The organism is Moraxella bovis, from assembly GCF_025985205.1.
GTDB classification, from domain to species: Bacteria; Pseudomonadota; Gammaproteobacteria; order Pseudomonadales; family Moraxellaceae; genus Moraxella; species Moraxella bovis.
On record NZ_CP087840.1, the window covers coordinates 1,529,417 to 1,547,619 of the forward strand.

17 protein-coding genes and 1 pseudogene are annotated in these 18,203 nt (G+C 44.8%); 4 read left to right on the forward strand and 14 right to left on the reverse strand.

Translation table 11 applies throughout. The features are described 5' to 3' along the window. The 5 genes and pseudogenes from LP107_RS07500 to moaA all read right to left on the reverse strand — a co-directional run bounded on the left by LP107_RS07500 (position 1) and on the right by moaA (position 2,871). A complete protein-coding gene (locus LP107_RS07500; protein WP_078273276.1) occupies positions 1-270 on the reverse strand; it encodes a MoaD/ThiS family protein in 270 nt (89 codons plus the stop codon). Next, a complete protein-coding gene (gene moaC, locus LP107_RS07505; RefSeq protein ID WP_078273277.1) occupies positions 260-733 on the reverse strand; it encodes a cyclic pyranopterin monophosphate synthase MoaC in 474 nt (157 codons plus the stop codon). Before moaC ends, LP107_RS07500 begins: the two co-directional genes overlap by 11 nt. Then, positions 730-1,410: a molybdenum cofactor guanylyltransferase gene (gene mobA, locus LP107_RS07510; RefSeq protein ID WP_078273317.1), complete on the reverse strand. Its 681-nt coding sequence runs from the start codon at positions 1,408-1,410 to the stop codon at positions 730-732. Before mobA ends, moaC begins: the two co-directional genes overlap by 4 nt. Before the next feature lie 15 nt (positions 1,411-1,425). Beyond that, a pseudogene (locus LP107_RS07515) lies at positions 1,426-1,548 on the reverse strand (molybdenum cofactor biosynthesis protein); the annotation flags it as partial. Between the two features lie 318 nt (positions 1,549-1,866). Next, on the reverse strand, positions 1,867-2,871 hold the full coding sequence (gene moaA, locus LP107_RS07520; protein WP_264676331.1) for a GTP 3',8-cyclase MoaA: 1,005 nt from the start codon (positions 2,869-2,871) through the stop codon (positions 1,867-1,869). A gap of 465 nt (positions 2,872-3,336) precedes the next feature. Here moaA and LP107_RS07525 point away from each other — a divergent pair, with 465 nt between their 5' ends. Next, a complete protein-coding gene (locus LP107_RS07525) occupies positions 3,337-3,696 on the forward strand; it encodes a hypothetical protein (protein WP_078273282.1) in 360 nt (119 codons plus the stop codon). A 51-nt stretch (positions 3,697-3,747) separates the two neighbouring features. Here the strand turns inward: LP107_RS07525 and LP107_RS07530 are convergent, their stop codons facing one another. The 8 genes from LP107_RS07530 to gyrA all read right to left on the reverse strand — a co-directional run bounded on the left by LP107_RS07530 (position 3,748) and on the right by gyrA (position 13,493). Then, positions 3,748-5,034, reverse strand: coding sequence for a molybdopterin molybdotransferase MoeA (locus LP107_RS07530; protein ID WP_078273283.1), 1,287 nt, complete (start codon positions 5,032-5,034; stop codon positions 3,748-3,750). 9 nt (positions 5,035-5,043) lie between these two features. Then, positions 5,044-6,159: a peptidylprolyl isomerase gene (locus tag LP107_RS07535; RefSeq protein WP_078273284.1), complete on the reverse strand. Its 1,116-nt coding sequence runs from the start codon at positions 6,157-6,159 to the stop codon at positions 5,044-5,046. Positions 6,160-6,626: 467 nt separating this feature from the next. Further along, positions 6,627-7,133, reverse strand: a complete 507-nt coding sequence (locus LP107_RS07540; protein WP_078273286.1) for a flavin reductase — start codon at positions 7,131-7,133, stop codon at positions 6,627-6,629. A gap of 80 nt (positions 7,134-7,213) precedes the next feature. Next, on the reverse strand, positions 7,214-8,248 hold the full coding sequence (locus tag LP107_RS07545; protein WP_115369855.1) for a methionine synthase: 1,035 nt from the start codon (positions 8,246-8,248) through the stop codon (positions 7,214-7,216). A gap of 84 nt (positions 8,249-8,332) precedes the next feature. Further along, a complete protein-coding gene (locus LP107_RS07550) occupies positions 8,333-9,310 on the reverse strand; it encodes a DUF1852 domain-containing protein (RefSeq protein ID WP_115369854.1) in 978 nt (325 codons plus the stop codon). Between the two features lie 681 nt (positions 9,311-9,991). After that, on the reverse strand, positions 9,992-10,444 hold the full coding sequence (locus LP107_RS07555) for a DUF3800 domain-containing protein (protein ID WP_264676269.1): 453 nt from the start codon (positions 10,442-10,444) through the stop codon (positions 9,992-9,994). Between the two features lie 13 nt (positions 10,445-10,457). After that, entirely contained in the window at positions 10,458-10,646 is a 189-nt protein-coding gene (locus tag LP107_RS07560) for a DUF3800 domain-containing protein (protein WP_264676268.1), read from the reverse strand. Between the two features lie 153 nt (positions 10,647-10,799). Then, positions 10,800-13,493, reverse strand: a complete 2,694-nt coding sequence (gyrA, locus tag LP107_RS07565) for a DNA gyrase subunit A (RefSeq protein ID WP_264676267.1) — start codon at positions 13,491-13,493, stop codon at positions 10,800-10,802. Positions 13,494-13,817: 324 nt separating this feature from the next. Here gyrA and rpsT point away from each other — a divergent pair, with 324 nt between their 5' ends. The 3 genes from rpsT (at position 13,818) to panF (ending at position 16,024) form a co-directional block, all read left to right on the forward strand. Beyond that, complete coding sequence (gene rpsT, locus LP107_RS07570; RefSeq protein ID WP_078273291.1) at positions 13,818-14,084, forward strand: 30S ribosomal protein S20; 267 nt, start codon at positions 13,818-13,820, stop codon at positions 14,082-14,084. Between the two features lie 174 nt (positions 14,085-14,258). Continuing rightward, positions 14,259-14,591 carry a YhdT family protein gene (locus LP107_RS07575; protein ID WP_112742215.1) on the forward strand — a complete coding sequence of 111 codons (333 nt, stop codon included), beginning with the start codon at positions 14,259-14,261 and terminating at the stop codon, positions 14,589-14,591. Beyond that, the gene (gene panF, locus LP107_RS07580) at positions 14,588-16,024 is read left to right on the forward strand and encodes a sodium/pantothenate symporter (protein ID WP_112742214.1); all 1,437 of its coding nucleotides are present in this window, start codon (positions 14,588-14,590) and stop codon (positions 16,022-16,024) included. The genes LP107_RS07575 and panF overlap by 4 nt, the downstream gene beginning before the upstream one ends. 463 nt (positions 16,025-16,487) lie before the next feature. Here panF and LP107_RS07585 read toward each other — a convergent pair whose 3' ends face one another. Next, entirely contained in the window at positions 16,488-17,990 is a 1,503-nt protein-coding gene (locus tag LP107_RS07585) for a DUF3360 family protein (RefSeq protein WP_228157812.1), read from the reverse strand. Positions 17,991-18,203: the final 213 nt, after the last annotated feature.

Here is an 18,203-nt window from a genome sequence, read left to right on the forward strand (position 1 = left end):
TCAGCCCCCTGCCACAGGTGGAATAAAGGCAATCGTATCGCCTGATGAGACCTTATCACCCCAACTGCCAAACTCATGATTGATGGCAACCGCCACTTTGTCTTGGGGCAAATCAAAGCCGTATTTGGCGGACAATTTGGCATAAATCGTCGCCAAATCACCACTATCAGTCTGCACAGTCTCGCTATCCTTACCTGCCTGCTCGGCAAGGCTGGCAAAGTACAGCACGGTAAGGCTTATCGTATCAAGCGTTTGATTGTTATCTGTCATAATCGGATTTTCCCCCTGTTTTTTGGATAAGATGAATATCAGTTATCATGATGTCATGGCTGATTGCCTTGGTCATGTCATAGATGGTAAGACACGCCACCGACACGGCAGTCAAGGCTTCCATTTCAACACCTGTCTTGTGGGTAACTTTGGCGGTCGCCCCCACCACGATGGCGCACTCATCATCAGCATAACGAAAGCTCATCTTGATGGTGTCAAGGGGCAAGGCGTGGCATAAGGGTATCAGCTCATGCGTTTTTTTGCCTGCCATAATCCCCGCGATGTGGGCGGTCTGAATGATACTGCCCTTTTTGGTCATGCCCTCTGTGTCTTTGATGTGGCGGTACACGTCAGGGGCGAACACCACCTTACCATGTGCACTCGCGGTGCGTGCGGTGGCGATTTTGTCGCCCACGTCCACCATGGTGATGTTGCCGTCTTTGTCTAAATGGGTAAGATTCATGATTGCTCTTTTTGTAAGTTGTTTTTAAAATACGACAATGCCAATTTAAATTCATCGGGCGTATTAAAATTGGCAAGATTTCGCCAATCTGTTGGCATGCGTGTTTGGTAAATGGCTTTATCCTTTAAAAATTTCATCACAGACCGCTCGCCCTTATCCAAATATATTTTTAATTCATCATATAAAGACAACGAATAACAGCCTAATAACGGATAATCTTTATCGCCCGAAGTGTCTTTTAAATATACCCCATGATGATTTTTTAAATTAGCCTTTTTTAATAAATTAAAAATCTCACCAACATCAATCAAATTATCACAGCTAATTACCATCAAAAATTTATCGGATAAATTATTGTCCGTTGTTTTATCTTGATTAACAAAATGAGTTTGACAATAATGAAAAGCCGATAAAAGACACGATAACGCCCCTGCATTTTTGATATAGTCATCAATGATAATAACAGATGAATTGATTGAATTGGTATTGTTTGAAAAACACTTATCCAAAAATCCTTTATCATTATCGCCAAGCAATATCGCCAGATTTAACATATTGGCATTATTGATGTGAAAATCAAGCAATGTCTGATGATTTGGCAAAGGTAATAATGCCTTGGGCGAACCCATGCGGCGAGAATTACCCCCTGTCAAAATCAATAGACCAATCACGCTCATGGCTTTGCCCATCGCTTAGCCGTGCGTGGGATTTTGACGCATAAGATGTGGCACAAAGTTACATGGGCGTGTGCGGTTATCAAGCTGTTCCAACAAAATGCCTTCCCAACCCGTACGGCACGCCCCTGTCGAACCGGGTGCGTTCAAATTAAATTCTTGATTGATGGCGTCATAGGTCGTGATGGGCATTTGGTGCAGGGCTTTTAGATGTCCGCCGTGAAATTTATGTTCTGCCTGCTCATCCTCGGACAGACCCAGCAGATTTACCGTCATGCTACCGTCAATCGCTATTTTGTTAATGGCACTCACGCCACGCACGAACGGCTCTACCTTGCCTGCTCGTACATCGGTTAATGTGCCGATAAGTCTGGGCAAATCATCTGCTTGTGTGATTGTCTCTGCGGTCATGATTGAACACCTTATGCATTAAAAGCCATATCATATCATAAGATATAACTAACCGCCCACCAGCGATAAATTATTCATAATACCGCTATGACTGTCTAAATAATGGTGTTCAGGTTTGATTGGCATTAAGCCTTCTAGTGCTGTCATTAGCCCTTTTTTATCTTGTGTTGCAAGATAAGGGCGAATGTCATAATTTTGAGAATCAAATAAGCACAAATGCACTTTGCCAAGACTGCTGACTCTTAAGCGATTGCAACTATCACAAAAGTTTTTGGCATACGGCTCAATAATGCCAATACTGCCTGCATAATCGGGGTGGATATATTCAATGGCAGGTCCATCGTCTTGGGCTTTAGGCTTGGGTTGCCAGCCATGTGTAACAAGGTAGTCTTTGATAAACTGGGCGGTTTGATTTTGAGCAAAAAACAAATCGGCATTATCACTGGTTTGCATAAATTCAATAAAGCGATAAGTAACAGGACGCTCTTTGACAAAATCAAGGGCGGATAATAAATTATCATAAGCGGTATCGTGCATTAAAATACCGTTCATTTTTAATTTAATGTCGGTCGTTTGTAATAATTCATCCACATCATTTAATAGCGTGGGCAATATGTCAAAGCCTGTGATTTTTTTGAATATGTCTTTATCAAAACTGTCAATACTAAGATTTAATTGATTCAGCCCAGCGTTTTGCCAAGATGATAGGTGTTTGGCAAGTTTGTAGCCGTTTGATGAGATGGCGATTTTGGCAATGCCATGCTGTTTGGCAAGGGCGATGATGTCCGCCAAATCACGACGAACGGACGGCTCTCCGCCTGTCAGACGTAATTTTTTTGTACCAAGACTGACAAAGCTGTCAAAAAGCGTGTCAATCTCGGCAAGTGTCAGCTCGTCATTAGCTCGTTTGCCTTGATAGCCGTTCGGCAAGCAGTAATCACAGCGAAAGTTACAAAAGTCAGTAACGGATAGGCGTAGGTAGGTCAGCTGTCTGTTAAATCCGTCCACAAGTGGGGTGGGGGTAAGCTGGGTGTGTGAGCCTTGCCCGCCCATGTCAGCAAAGGGGGCTTTGGCGTGGTAGGTGGGGACGGACGTTTTCATGGCTTCGTAAGGCGTTGCCTCGGTTGTGGGTATGGGCTAAGTGTAGCAAAACCGTGCGTCCGCCCCAATCGCCCAAAAGGCAAAGGGCATACTACTTTGGGGGTAGGGGTGGGGTGATGGGGTTTTTATTTGTATAGCCACAACATTTACTCATAAAACTACTTGAACATCAAACCAAATCGCTGTATGATTTAAAAATCCAAATCAAAGGCTAAATGATATGATGTCACTCTTAAGTTTATTCATTGGGGCATTGATTGCACTTTATTTATTATTTCCTATATTGGCAATACCTTTGATTATTTTGGCTGTGACTTTGTGTGCTTTTATTCAAGGGTTTTTGGAGTCGCTCATCGAATCTTTTTTAAAAATAATAAAAATAATATTTAGGGCGTGCCTACCATTGGTAACATTTTATTGAAATTTAAAAAACCTGATAAACTAAATCAAGGAAATAACCCCATAATATTGATATTATTCTTTATTCTTTGGCTGATTGGGGCGATTATTTTTGGTACGATATGTACATTTATTGGCGGTTATGTCCGCCCCCATGATGATACTGGCATATGGCTTGGTCTTGTGTTATCTGCAATTATTTATGTCGTGGCGACCATGATATGGTTATTGGGTTATGTGCACCCAACCAACTTGATATTACCACGGATTTGTAGGGGTGTGCTGAGTACACCCTTTGATGACATTACTGTGCAAAGCGTGCTCAGCACACCCCCACATCCACGTTTATTGAGTATATTTATTGACAAGACAGCCTAGTATTTTAAAAAAGGGTAAAATCAATTTACTCTTTTAAAAAAACAAACCTTATCAATAAAATCCCCACCCAAACGGCTCTATCGTTATCTCATCGCCTGCCAAATAGCCTTCACTGTCTTTGTTTGCCACGATAAGACAATTGGCAAGCGATAACTGCTTGATACGGTGCGAGTCTTGCACGCCCACCGCTTGCACCGCAAATTTGCCAAACTCATCTTGATGGTATATGCCACGCATGAACTCTTTACGCCCTGCCCTTTTTTTGATGTCGTGGCTCAAAGTTGCGCTTAGGGTCAATCGCTTGGGCAAGTCATCAGCACGCACCCCAGACAGTCGCCACAAGGCAGGAATGATAAACTGCAAACAGCCCACCACGCAGGACAAAGGATTACCCGGTAGCCCAAAATACAGCACCGTTTTGGGGCTGTCGGCATTGTCATAAAGCTCGCCAAAGACAAAAGGCTTGCCTGGTTTCATGGCGACTTTGTAATGGGTGATTTTGCCAAGTTTGTCAATGGCGTGCGTCAAAAAATCATAATCACCCACCGACACCCCTGCACTTGACACCACCACATCGCATTCATGCACCGCTTGCTCTATGGCGTGGCAGGTCTTGGAAAAGTCATCAGGGATAATGCCGTAGTCTTTGATGATAATGGGTAAGTCTTTTAGAAGTGCTTTTAGGGTGGGTGTGTTTGAGTTGTAGATATTGGCAAAGCTTGGCAGGCTCTCGCCCACAGCTACAAGCTCGTCCCCTGTCGCCAAAATCCCCACCACAAGCGGACGATACACCACCACATCTGCCACACCAAGATTGGCAAGCAGACTGATGTCGGCAGGGTTTAGGCGTTTGCCCACGGTCAGCACGCACTCGCCCGTGGTGACTTCTTCGCCTTGGTGTCTTATGTTGTTGCCTGTGTATGAGTCTTTGGCAAGGGTGATGGTGTAAGTGGTTGATTTGTCGATGCTATTTTTTATTTCGTCCCAATCGGTGTTTTCTTGCATGACCACATTGTCGCACCCATCTGGCACGACCGCCCCTGTAAAAATTCGCACCGCTTGCCCCACACCTATCGCCCCATGATAGGGCTTGCCTGCACACGACTCGCCAATGACGACAAACTGACTACCGCTTGCCAAATCCGACTCTGCCCCCAAGGCAAAACCATCCATGGCGGACAAGTTTTGGCGGGGAATGTCAAAGCCTGCCGTGATGTCCTGTGCCAGCACATGACCGATGGCGGACAATAAGGGCAAAGCTAGCGTATCCTGATGAGCCTTGGCGTGCGTGCTTGCCGTGGTGCTGATGGCGTGTTGTAAGTCTTCTACACTAATCATAATTCCTCCTTAGCCCCGATAAATGTTCTCTTGATTGACACTAATATCAATGCCCACGATGTCGGCATTTTGTTTTAGGATGTACAAATAATCAATCAGGGCATGATGAAATGCCTGCTGAGACAGTCTATTTCTAATCATGGGTAGGGCTTCATCAAAGCTCAACGCCTTACCGTTCATACGCTCCATCACATCCACAATATGCACCCCATAACGGCTCTCAATGGGGCTTGGGGCAAGTCCTTTGGGCAGGGCAAAGACCGCCTTTTCAAACTCAGGTACAGTTGCCCCTTTTTGCAAAATACCAAGCTCGCCCCCATCTGTCTTGGACGGACAGGCAGAGTGCTGCATGGCTTGGGTAATAAATTCGCCTGACGGATTGGGGCTATTTTTGATGGTATCAATCAGCTCATAGGCACGTTTTTTTAGCTCAATGCGTTCTTCGCTTTCTTCGGGCGGACAAGCAAAGAGAATATGGCGAACTTTCATGACAGGCGGTGCGGTAAACTCGCCCTGATTGGCGGTGTAATACTGCTCACAAAGGCTGTCGGTTGGCGTATTAGGGCGGACGTTTTTGGCGATGAGTTTTGAGATGGCGTTCTCATCATCGACTTGCCATTCGTTTTTTAATTCATCATCCGCCATGACCGCTTGGCGTAATAACTCACGAATGACCAACGCTTGGGCGGACAAAAACAACGCTTCGTCTTGGCTGTCGGCAGGGTGATACTGCACTTCTTCGCCAATGGCTTGCTCGCTGATAAGCACGCCATTAACCGTAATGGTAGGCACGCTTTGGCGAGATGAAGCGATAAGATTGCTGTGATTGGCGTTCTCTTCGCTGATGGCTCGCTGTATGAGTTCGGCGTCCGATGATAAGCGTTTTAGGTCGTCTGATGTGGGCATGACCCGAATGCCGTCATCAAAAAATTCAGGCTTGTGGTTATGATGATGGGCATGGCTATGGTTGTGGTTGTGAGAGCCACCACAACCGCACGAACCATCTGACTGCTTGGCGTGGGCTTGGCTTGGCTCGCTGATTTGCAATAGCTCAGGGCTGGTTTGGGGGTTTGAAGTGGGGGCGGGGTTATTCGGGGCTTTGGGGTTATAGGCTTGGACGGTCATAAGACACCTTTGGGATATTGGTTTTGGTGTATTATTCATGATATTTGTCAAGGATAAAATACTCCTTTCGGTTAAGTAGTTGGCAAGCATGGCACGCCATAGAACCCCGCTTGTTGCTTTTAAATACTAGGATATGCCTACCATTGACAACATTTTTATAAAACAAGATGAAAATTTGACAATGTCAATCAATTTTTGCATGAAAAATAGTCAAATCTTATGGCTCGAAGACCAAAGCTTGTTTGATAAAAAACTTGCAGCCTGCGTTTTTCCGTTGAAAAACGTGCGATTCCCCTGCTTTTTTAAAAAGGCATTTTCATTACAGATACCAAAGGCAGGCATGCCCTAACTTTTACACCATACAAAATGAAAAAGTACTACGGTTTTCGTTCGTGGTGAGCCATGCCTACCCATGACGGAAAACGACCCGCAGGCAAGCTTGTGGCGAAAGTTTTTTGTAGTAAAATTCAATTTTGTTGGCTGTATAATGCCGTGCCGTCATCGGTTTTATGATAATTACGGTTAAAATAAGTCAACGCCCCATCACTGTCGCCTTGACGAATGGCGATAATCTCACAAATGAACACACCATGCGTGCCAACTTCTTTAATCTCGCTAATCTTGCAATCAAAGCTAATCAAGGCATCAGACAGCATTGGCGAGCCTGTGGCAAGTCTCTCCCAAGTGCCGTGTTCAAAACGTTCATCAGAATTTAGCGGTGATGCGAACGTATTAGATAGATGCGATTGCTCAGCGGTCAAGGTATTGACCATAAGCACGCCATTTTTGACAAAATTGTCATAAAATCCGATGTTTGTATTCATACACACAAGCAAAGTCGGGGGCGTGTCGGTCACGCTACATACTGCCGATGCCGTAAAACCATGTTGCCCTGCCACACCGTCTGTCGTTATCACATGAACAGCGGTGGTGAGTTTTGCCATTGCGTCTTTAAAATCTGTTACTGATACCATTGTTATTTTCTTAAATTATTTTATAAATATAAATGTTGGATTTTCATACAGAAAACCCAACATTCATTCGATTTGGCTGATTATTTACCTGCCAACTCGTTACGGATAATTTTCGCCCCTTCGCTAAGAGCGTGCAACTTACCACGAGCAACCGTACGAGATAGTGGAGCCATACCGCAGTTGGTGCTTGGGTAGAGTTTATCCGCATCCACAAATTGCAAGGCTTTACGCAAAGTATCCGCCACTTGCTCAGGTGTTTCAATCTCATTGGTCGCTACGTCAATCGCCCCGACCATGACCGTTTTGCCACGAATCAGCTCAATCAAATCCATTGGCACACGAGAATTTTGGCATTCTAGTGAGATGATGTCAATTTTGGATTGTTGCAGTTTTGGGAAACTCTCTTCGTATTGTCGCCATTCGTTGCCAAGCGTTTGCTTCCAATCGGTGTTCGCCTTAATGCCATAGCCGTAGCAGATATGTACCGCTGTTTGGCATTTTAGCCCGGAGGTGGCACGCTCCAAAGTTGCCACGCCCCAATCGTTTAGCTCATCAAAAAACACATTAAACGCAGGCTCATCAAACTGAATAATATCCACGCCTGCCGCTTCTAGCTCTTTTGCTTCTTCATTTAGGATTTTGGCAAATTCCCAAGCGAGCTTCTCACGGCTCTTATAATGAGCGTCATACAAGGTATCAATCATCGTCATCGGGCCCGGCAGAGCCCATTTGATGAGCTTGTCGGTATGCTGACGCAAAAATTTGGCATCGTCTACAAACACCGATTTTGGGCGAGACACATCGCCTACCACGCTAGGCACACTAGCATCGTAGCGGTTACGAATGCGGACGGTTTGACGCTTGTTAAAATCCACACCGTCCAAATGCTCAATAAACGTGGTTACAAAGTGCTGACGAGTCTGCTCACCGTCGCTGACAATGTCAATGCCCGCTCTGGTCTGCTCGGTAAGCGATACCAAAAGGGCGTCTTGCTTGGCTTGGCGTAGCTCATCGCCTTCAAATTTCCATTCTGACCACAGTTTTTCGGGTTCGGCAAGCCAAGATGGTTTTGGCAGACTGCCTGCGGTGGAAGTGGGAAGTAAAAGTTTGCTCATTGTATTTTCCTAAATTAAAATTTGCATTATACCAAAAAAATTCAAATCAACCGACAATTAAATCGGTTGATTGAAATTCATCTTTTATTTTTCGGCAAGCCAAGCGTCCAAAATCTCTTTATACGGCTTAATAAATTGCTCTTCGGCAAGTTTGCCTTGTTTTACCGCCAAATCGTTACGCTCCACACGGTCATAATCCACTTTCGGCACGGCATAGTCTTCATAAGTTAGACTACCCTTGTACACCTGTCCTGCAACCGAGTTGGCGCTATAAATCTCTGGGCGATAGATACGCTGGAACGCTTCCATGGTCGCAATGGTGCTGATGAGCTCTAAGTTAGTGTAATCGTTCAACAAATCAGCATTTTCATCAAAATAAAACGCATACGGAGCAACCGATTTTGGTGGCATAAAGTAACGCACTTTTAAGCCCATTTTGGCAAAATATTCATCGGTCAATGAATAGTCGTTTTGCACATATTCCACGCCCAAAATCGGGTGCGTATTGGTCGTTCTGTGGTAGGTGCGAGTGGTCGCAACGCTTAGGCACAATACGGGCGGTTTTTTGGATTGGGCTTTGTACTCTTCGGACGCAACCATGAATTTGAACAATTTGCCATGCAAATCGCCATAGCCTTCTGGCACACTAAATTCAGGCTTGTCCTTGTTGTATTCACGAAGTAGCACGCTAAAATCATAATCACGGACAAACGATGAAAAGCTGTTGCCGATGATGCCATCAATGGTTTTGCCTGTTTTGTGGTCAACGACAGACGTTTTTAGCCACTCCAATCCTGAGAAAAATTCGCCCTTACCTGCCACGTCAATGTCAATGGACACAATGTCAATCAGCACCGAATAGCGGTCGTTGGTTGGGTTGTCCCAGGTCGCCAAATCGTTAAAACGGTTGTTAATCATGGCAATGGCGTTTTGTAGGTTTTGTTTGCGGTTTTCGCCACGAGCTAGGTTAGCAAAGTTGGTGGTCAAACGAGTGCTACTGGCAGGCTCATAGTTTTCATCAAAACGCTGGGTATGCACTCGGCATTGGAATTGTGCGGTCATTTTTTCACCTTGCGGGGTTGTTTTTGGAATGGGTGTAGGGCGTGCTGAACCTTTATAACACATTTTACATTTTAAAAAATTTTAGGTATGAACAATGTTTTTGCATGAAAAATGGCTAAATCTTGTGGCTCGAAGTCAAAAGCTCGTTTGATAGAGTGACTATCAAACTTCACTTCTTCCTTGAAAAACGTGCGATTTTTCTCATTGTTCATCGCAAATACAAAGATTCAACACGCCCTATTAAACCACATTTTCTTGATGAAAAAAACTGATATATTTTTAAAAAAAGTTGAAAAAAATTCAGGTTGGGGATTTTTGTGGTTTTGTGCGTTTGTTTTTGAGTGGATTTGTGGGGGTAAATTGCAATTTGGTTGGTAATAAGGTATGATTTTTGGGTGTTGTGTCTGTTCCCACAAAACCGTATTAAATTTCTTATTGGTGGCAGGGTGCGTAATACGCACCAATAAGATTTTTTTATTCAAAAGGTGCGTGGGACGCACCCTATGGAACTAATTCAACGCACGTTTTAATTTTATGTAAATATTTTTACAATTTTATGCACACTTTTTGTAATTTTCATTGACTTTATGCACAAATAAGGGTAAGATATAACCATAGACAGGGTAGCGTAAGCGTAATTCCTAGTCGGCAAAAGCTCCAAAGAAATTTGGGGCTTTTGTTTTAGGGATAAATTCTTAATCCCAAATCTTCATAATTATGCCCTGTATTGCTTGCTCCATGCTTACAATAAAATTTATGTTTAATAATATCAAAGGCTCGGTTAATCTGAGCAGGTCTTAATACATGGTTACCAATGGGTCGTGCGATTAAATCCGCCAGTTGCATACCCGATGAATTGGCATATTTTGATGCCAAAATCAGTTGAAATGGATAGCATTTATCTTGGCAAACACGCTCAAATTCAGCTTTTAATAATTCATCTTCATTCAATCCACGTTGCTCAAATACCACAAAAGTTTGGTTATCTTGCTGTCTTTTTTCACCCAAAAAATCATTCAAGCGTTCAAGCCCCATTGACATTGCCAAATGATAAGGATTGTCCGCAATATCGACTTTGGGCAGTTCATCTTTGCGAATAACGCAAGCGATGACAACAAATTTATTATTTTTCATCAATTCACTAATATCATTTAAACATGTCATGCCCAAAATAATTAAATTTTAGGTTTTGAATCTCTTTAACAGTATGATTGTTATAATATCTTTTATTAAAAATACAAAATACCAAAACAAAAATAGGGTATTTTGAATTGATGTTATCCAAATTATGGTCGCCACTTTCATCCACATAAACAATACAATCACTAAAATTCATGTCATCTCTTAATGGTTTGCTATTTTGTCGTCATTATAAAAACAAAATATCAAAAATACCATCTTGTTTTTTTCTAAAAAAATAAGATGGTGGGTTAAGTCAAAAAACTAATGCCCTCAAACAAAAAAGGCGGACATCAATCCGCCTTTTTTATCATTCGCCATCTTGGCTCGTTTCTATCATCTCGCCATGTTCGCTGTCGCTGTCATCATCGCTTGGCTCTTCATGTTCCACACAGGCAAGCCCCACCAGCGTTTCGCTCTCGCTAATGCGAATGAGCTTGACCCCTTGGGCGTTACGTCCTGCGGTTGCGATTTGGGCGACAGGTGTGCGGACAAGCGTGCCTTTATCGGAGATTAAAATCACGTCTTCGTCGCCTGTTACCGCCACCGCTTTGACAAGCTGGCCGTTACGCTCTGATGTCTTAATGGCAATCACGCCTTGACCGCCACGCCCTTTGGTCGGATAGTCGTCAATCGGAGTGCGTTTGCCGTAGCCGTTTTCGCACGCTGTCAAAATCTCGCCTGCCTGTGGGGCAACCACGAGCGACACCACGCGACTGACCGACACCACGCTGTCATTATCACTATCATCGGTATCGTCATCGGTCGGCTCATCATCGTCCAAGCCGAGACTGGCGAGCAGATTGACACGGATACCACGCACGCCCTTGGCAGTACGTCCCATCGCACGAATGGCGGATTCTTTAAAGCGAATGGCTTTGCCTTCGTTGGAGAACAGCATAATATCCTGCTCACCGTCCGTAATCGCCACGCCAATCAAGGTATCGCCATCCACAAGGTCAATGGCTCTTAGTCCGTTGGCACGCAAATTGGCAAATTGCGACAACGCCACACGCTTGACCGTACCGCTTGCCGTGGCAAAAAACACAAATTTACCTTCATCGGCTAGGCTCTCCACAGGCAAAATGGCGGTTACGCTCTCGCTTGGGTCAATGTTGATAAGATTGACAAGCGGTCTGCCCTTTGAGCCACGAGAGGCAATCGGCACTTCAAAGCCACGCAAGCCAAACACTCGCCCTGTGTTGGTAAAGCATAAAATATGGGCATGCGTACTGGTAACTAATAAATGCTCAATCACGTCATCTTCTTTCATGGCGGTCGCTGATTTGCCTTTTCCGCCACGTTTTTGGGCTTGGTAGTCGCTCACGGCTTGGGTTTTGGCATAGCCTGTATGCGACACGGTCATGACCACCGTCTGCTCTGGGATTAAATCTTCACGGCTAAAATCGGCTCGTGCGTCCACAATATTGGTCTTACGCTCATCGCCAAAATCATCACGAATCTGGATAAGCTCCGCCTTAATCACGCCCATGAGCTTATCAAAATCCGCCAAAATCATCTGTAAGCGTGCAATCTCGCCCAAAATCTCTTGGTATTCTTTGGACAATTTGTCCTGCTCCAAACCTGTCAAGCGATGCAACTGCATATCCAAAATGGCATTTACTTGGTCGGGCGATAGACGGTATTCTTTGTCATCATTGATAAGCCCAAACGGGGTGTTTAAATCCTCGCCCTCCATAATGTCGGGGCGAATAGACGTTGCCCCTGCATTTTTTAGCATGGCAACCACATTGCCCGCCTGCCAGATACGCTCAAGCAGGTTCTCACGAGCCTCGGCACGGTTGGCGGACTTTTTGATGGTCTCAATGATGTCATCAATGTTGGTAAGGGCAATCGTCAAGCCCTCAAGTAGATGTCCACGAGCTTTGGCTTTATTCAGCTCAAAAATGGTACGGCGTGTAACGACTTCTTGGCGATGACGGATAAAGCTGGCAATCAAGTCATGCAAGGTCATAAGACGTGGCTGTCCGTTGTCAAGGGCAACCATGTTAATGCTAAAACTGGACTCTAAGGGTGTCTGCAAAAATAGATTATTCACCACAACTTCGGCATTTTCGCCACGTCTTAGGTCAATGGCAATTCGCATACCCTCTTTGTCGGACTCATCACGCACGCCTGTGATGCTGTCTAATTTTTTGTCATTGACAAGTTGGGCGATTTGCTCAATGAGTTTGGCTTTATTGACTTGATAAGGAATCTCAGTAAAGACAATGCGTTCACGGTCTTTGCTTGCCCCTTCCATATTCTCAATGACATAACGCCCACGAATGTGCAGTCGCCCTTTGCCTGTGCGATAAGCGTCAAAAATACCGCTTCGCCCATAGATGATACCGCCTGTGGGGAAATCAGGTCCGCTGATGTGGCTAGCTAGCTCATCGCCATCAATCTGCGGGTTATCGGCATAGGCAAGACAAGCGTTCACCACTTCGGTTAGGTTATGCGGTGCCATGTTGGTCGCCATGCCGACTGCAATGCCCGTTGCTCCATTGACAAGCAGGTTTGGCACACGAGCAGGTAGCACAGACGGCATTTTTTCGGAGCCGTCATAGTTGTCCTCCCAGTCCACCGTGTCTTTGTCAAGGTCGGCAAGCATTTGGTGCGTGAGTTTTTGCATACGCACTTCGGTATAACGCATGGCGGCAGGCGGGTCGCCGTCCACCGAACCGAAGTTACCCTGTCCGTCCACCATCATATACCGCATAGAAAACGGCTGGGCAAGACGCACAATGGCATCATACACGGCAGTGTCGCCGTGGGGGTGATATTTACCGATAACATCGCCCACGACACGGGCAGATTTTTTGTAGGGTTTGTTATAATCGTTGGACAGCTCGTGCATGGCGTACATCACACGGCGGTGAACAGGCTTTAAGCCATCTCGCACATCAGGTAAGGCACGAGAGACGATGACGCTCATCGCATAGTCAAGGTAGGACTGCTTTAATTCATCAACAATCCCAACGGGGGTTACGCTATCGGTCATAATTTTTCCAAGTAACACACATAAAGGCAACATTATAGCACAAAATGGCAAAAATGGCGAATTTTACGCCATAAAATCTGGGCTTTTTATTTAAAAAAATAATTAAAAATCAATATGTTAAAACTTTATGGTTTGGTGGTTTTTTAGAATTTTTAAAAACCTAACAATACACTTGAATAAATCGCAAAAATTTGCTAATATATCGACTTTATTGTGTTAGGCAACGTGTCTCCTTTATTTTATTGGGTAATTCGGTGGCTGCCTGAATTATCGCCTACACTAAGTTATCTTTATATCCATTTTACTTTTTGTAAGGAAATCATCATGGCAAACTCAGCCCAAGCTCGTAAACGTGCACGCCAAAACATCAAACGCCGTGCCCAAAACGCCTCTCAACGTTCTATGGTTCGTACCTACATCAAACGTGTGGTATCTGCCATCGAATCTAAGTCTTATGACCTAGCAACCGAAGCCTACGCCAAAGCCGTTCCTGTGATTGACCGCATGGCTGACAAAGGCATCATTCACAAAAACAAAGCCGCTCGTCATAAGAGCCGTCTAAACAAAGCCATCAAAGCGCTAAAAGCTTAATCGGCACTCATGCCAGTTTTGGTAACAGACGTAAAAAGACCTTAATATTAATTAAGGTCTTTTTTATTTTAAAGTGGTAGATTTTGTGTTAAAATTTGTGCGTTTTTTCGCCTTTATTTTGCTTTTATCCTGCCCTTATTTAAAGGGTTTTATAAGAATTTGTAAGGACGCACCATGTCAGACACCCCGCCCCAAGCCAACCACCCCGCCCCAAGCCAACTCCCAAAGCCTGCCCCACTCACTCTTCAGCTAAACCGTGAAGCCAAATGGTCTTTGTATCTGACACTCCTGTATATGGCAGGTTGGGTGATTTTTGCCTATTTTATGCCAGCAGGGACGGGACTTTTGGGCTTGCCGTTGTGGTTTGAGTTAAGCTGTATTTTTTTGCCCCTGATTTTTATTTTAATCAGTATGGTGGTGTTAAAGGCGGTTTATCAGGAAGTGGATTTGGACAGTGAATTAAGCAACGACTTAAATCACAATACCAAACAAGGGGATAATGCATGAATTTAAATATCCAAATTTTAACCCCCCTTGTCTTATATCTGTTTTTTGTGTTTGGGGTGGCATGGCACGCTTATCAAAAACGCAAAGCAGGCGGATTTTTAAATGAATACTATGTCGGCTCTCGCTCCATGGGTGGATTTGTGCTTGCGATGACCACGGTGGCGACTTACGTCTCAGCAAGCTCGTTCATCGGCGGGCCAGGGGCGGCGTACAAATTTGGCTTGGGCTGGGTGCTACTGTCCATGATACAAATCCCTGCGATATGGCTCACGCTTGGCACGCTTGGTAAGAAGTTTGCCATGCTCGCCCGCCAAACAGGTAGTATTACCATCAATGACCTGCTATTTGCCCGTTATCAAAATAAAGTCGTGGTGTGGCTTGCGTGTGTCTCGCTCCTACTGGCATTTTTTGGCATGATGGTGGTGCAGTTTATTGGGGCAGGTCGTCTGCTTGAAACAACACTGGGTCTGCCTTATGAATGGTCGATTGGCGTGTTTGCCCTTGTGATTGGGCTTTATACCTTTATTGGGGGCTTTCGTGCGGTGGTCTTGACCGACACCGTGCAGGGGCTTGTCATGCTCATCGGCACCATGCTCCTACTTGGGGCAACGCTTGTCGCCACAGGGGGTATGGAGAACGCCGTGACCACCCTGCACGTCATTGACCCACGCCTACTGACCCCCACAGGCGTTGATGATAAGCTGTCGGCAACATTTATGCTGTCGTTTTGGGTACTGGTGTGTTTTGGTCTCATTGGCTTGCCCCATACGGCGGTACGGGCGATGGCGTATAAGGACAGTCGCTCGCTACACCGTGGGATACTTGTGGGAACGGTGGTGATGACGGTGCTGGTCTTGGGCATGCACCTAGCAGGGGTCTTGGCTCGTGCGGTCGTGCCTGAGCTTGATGTGCCTGACAAGGTCATTCCCACGCTCATGATGACGGTGCTACCGCCCTTTGTGGCAGGGATATTTTTGGCGGCACCTATGGCGGCAATTATGTCTTCCATTGACTCGATGCTGATACAGTCGTCAAGCACGCTGATTAAGGATTTATACTTATCTATCAAACCTAATGCTATCCACAACGAAGCCAAAATCAAACGCTACTCCACCACGCTCACGCTTGGCTTTACCGTGATTTTGGCGGTCGTTGCCATGCTAAATCCGCCAGATATGCTCATTTGGCTAAACTTATTATCCTTTGGTGGGTTAGAGGCGACTTTCTTATGGGTGCTGGTCTTTGGGCTGTATTACAAAAAAGCCAATGCCACAGGGGCGATATGGTCTATGGTGGCAGGTCTGACTAGCTATGTCATCATTGCCTATTTTAAAATCGCCTTATGGGATTTGCACGCTGTTGTGCCTGCGTTGGTGATTGGGCTTGTTGCGTTTTTGGTGGGGAATAAGGTGGGGGAGATAAAAAAGGTATGATGTTAGGATGTACCTGCCTTTTGTATTTGCAATGAAAAATGTCTGTTTAAAAAAGCAGGGAATCGCACGTTTTTCAAGGAAAAAATGCAGGCTGTGAGTTTTCTATCAGACAAGTTTTTGGCTTTGAGCCACAATCCGGCCCACTTAATTTTGAAAATTAAGTAAAAATCTTAAAATCTACACAGTTAAGTGGTCGGATAGCCATTTTTCATGTAAAAATTGATAAAGTATAAATTTGCATCTTATTGTATAAAAATATCATCAATGTTCAACATGCCCTTAGACATACTGCAAAATAAAATGTTTATGTTCAGACCCTGATATTTTGAGTTTAAAAATTGAAAAATGCTGCAAAACCATTATTTCACAGTGACTCTGTTGTTGTGAAAAACACAAAAACCAACACACCCCAACAAAAAAAATCACCCAATATCCATTGAGCGATTTTTGTTTTATAAAACCATTAGACTCTAAACTGTGGGAGCAATGCAGGCACACCGGGGAACATGCCCACCAAGCCCATGGCAATACACAGAATCACAAAACCTGCCACAGGGATAATCACACGTCCCATCAAACCTAGCTCAACACTACGTTTTTTATCACCGATAAGACCTAAGTTGTCTAGCATCATGGTTAGCGACCAACCAAACACGGGATTCACGAGTGCTGATGAGAACACCACGATGGCAGCTGACTGAGTTGTCTTACCTGCACGAGTCATCTCCATGCCTGCTTCTAGTAGGGGTACAAATACCGCCACGATAAGAGCTGTGGAGAGCACAGGTTGCCATACCGCCAAGTCCATGGGATAACCCCAAATGGCTGCGACGATACAAAATACCGCAGTCAAGACAGCACCAGCAGGAATCGGACGTTTAGCAATGGACGCAGGCACGATGTAGGTACCCCATGATGATGTGAAGTTCGCCCCGCCCAGTGCTGAGCCCACCATTTGACGGATAGAGCACGTAATGGTCGTGTCATCAATATTCATGTGCGTGCGTTCAGAGTGCTTAGGATAGCTGATTTGCTGAAATACTTTGTGTCCCAAGAAATCTGGTGGCCACATGGCAACCGCCAACACCGCAAAAGGAAACACCACGATAAAGGCTTTGGCGTCGGGCAAACCCAGTGTCCAACCTGTATCCTCACCCCACCAGTAGGTCGGACTAAGTGGCGGCAGTCCCGGCTCGGTCTTAAACTCAAAGGGAGCTCCCAAGATAAACGCCAAAAATCCTGCCAACGCACAGCCGATAGGCACTGCAAGCCAACGTTTTTGCCAATGTTCTAGCAAGGCATACATGACAATGGTTGACAAAATGATGATAAAGGCGATGTGTGGCAGACCAATTTTATCCGCCCACGCTATCATGTTTTTGACCTGAGCTATCAGCCCCACAAAACCCAGATAGAGTAGTAGCCCGCCTGCCACCCCATTACTGGTGAGTTTGGACATAAGGCTACCGCCTTTTAAGACCGCCATAATCAGTCCAAATACCCCGATGAGTACACCAAAAGCAAGTGGGTGCCCCCCTGCCGCCACCACAATAGGAATGAGCGGAATAAGGGGTCCGTGTGTGCCGGGTAAGTTGGATGTTGGCAGGAAAAATGCCGAGAAAATAAGTACAAAAATTGAAGCGATAATCATCTCATAGCGGACGTTTTGCAAAACAAAATCTTCGCCCAAACCAAGTGGTGCAGCAAAGGCAGCTGCCATCGCTCCTACCATGACGATTTTACCAATCATCCCCGCCATCGCAGGAATGGTATCTTCAAACTCAAAACGATAATCACGAAATGGCAAGTTCACACCCCATCTTTTGGGTTTCATGATTTGCAATTCGTGTCTTAGATAAGCGTCACGAGACTCAAAGGCAGATGGTGACTTATGAAGCTCTTCATAGCTTTTGGTTGCGTACTCTCGGATTTGCTCTTCGGTTAAATCAGATTGAACATCACTCACAAATATCTCCTATCACTGTGAGAAAAATGCGTTTTAAAATCCTTGTTTTTTCATTTGTTCAAGTCTTGCATTCATCTGCACGCTCAAACAATGCCAAAAAACACTTTTTAAAACACTCAGCAATCTTGCCATTCCACCAATTCATTAATTATTTCTACAAGATAACACAAATATTTTTTGGGTTATTTTATAACAATAATTTAATAAATCAAT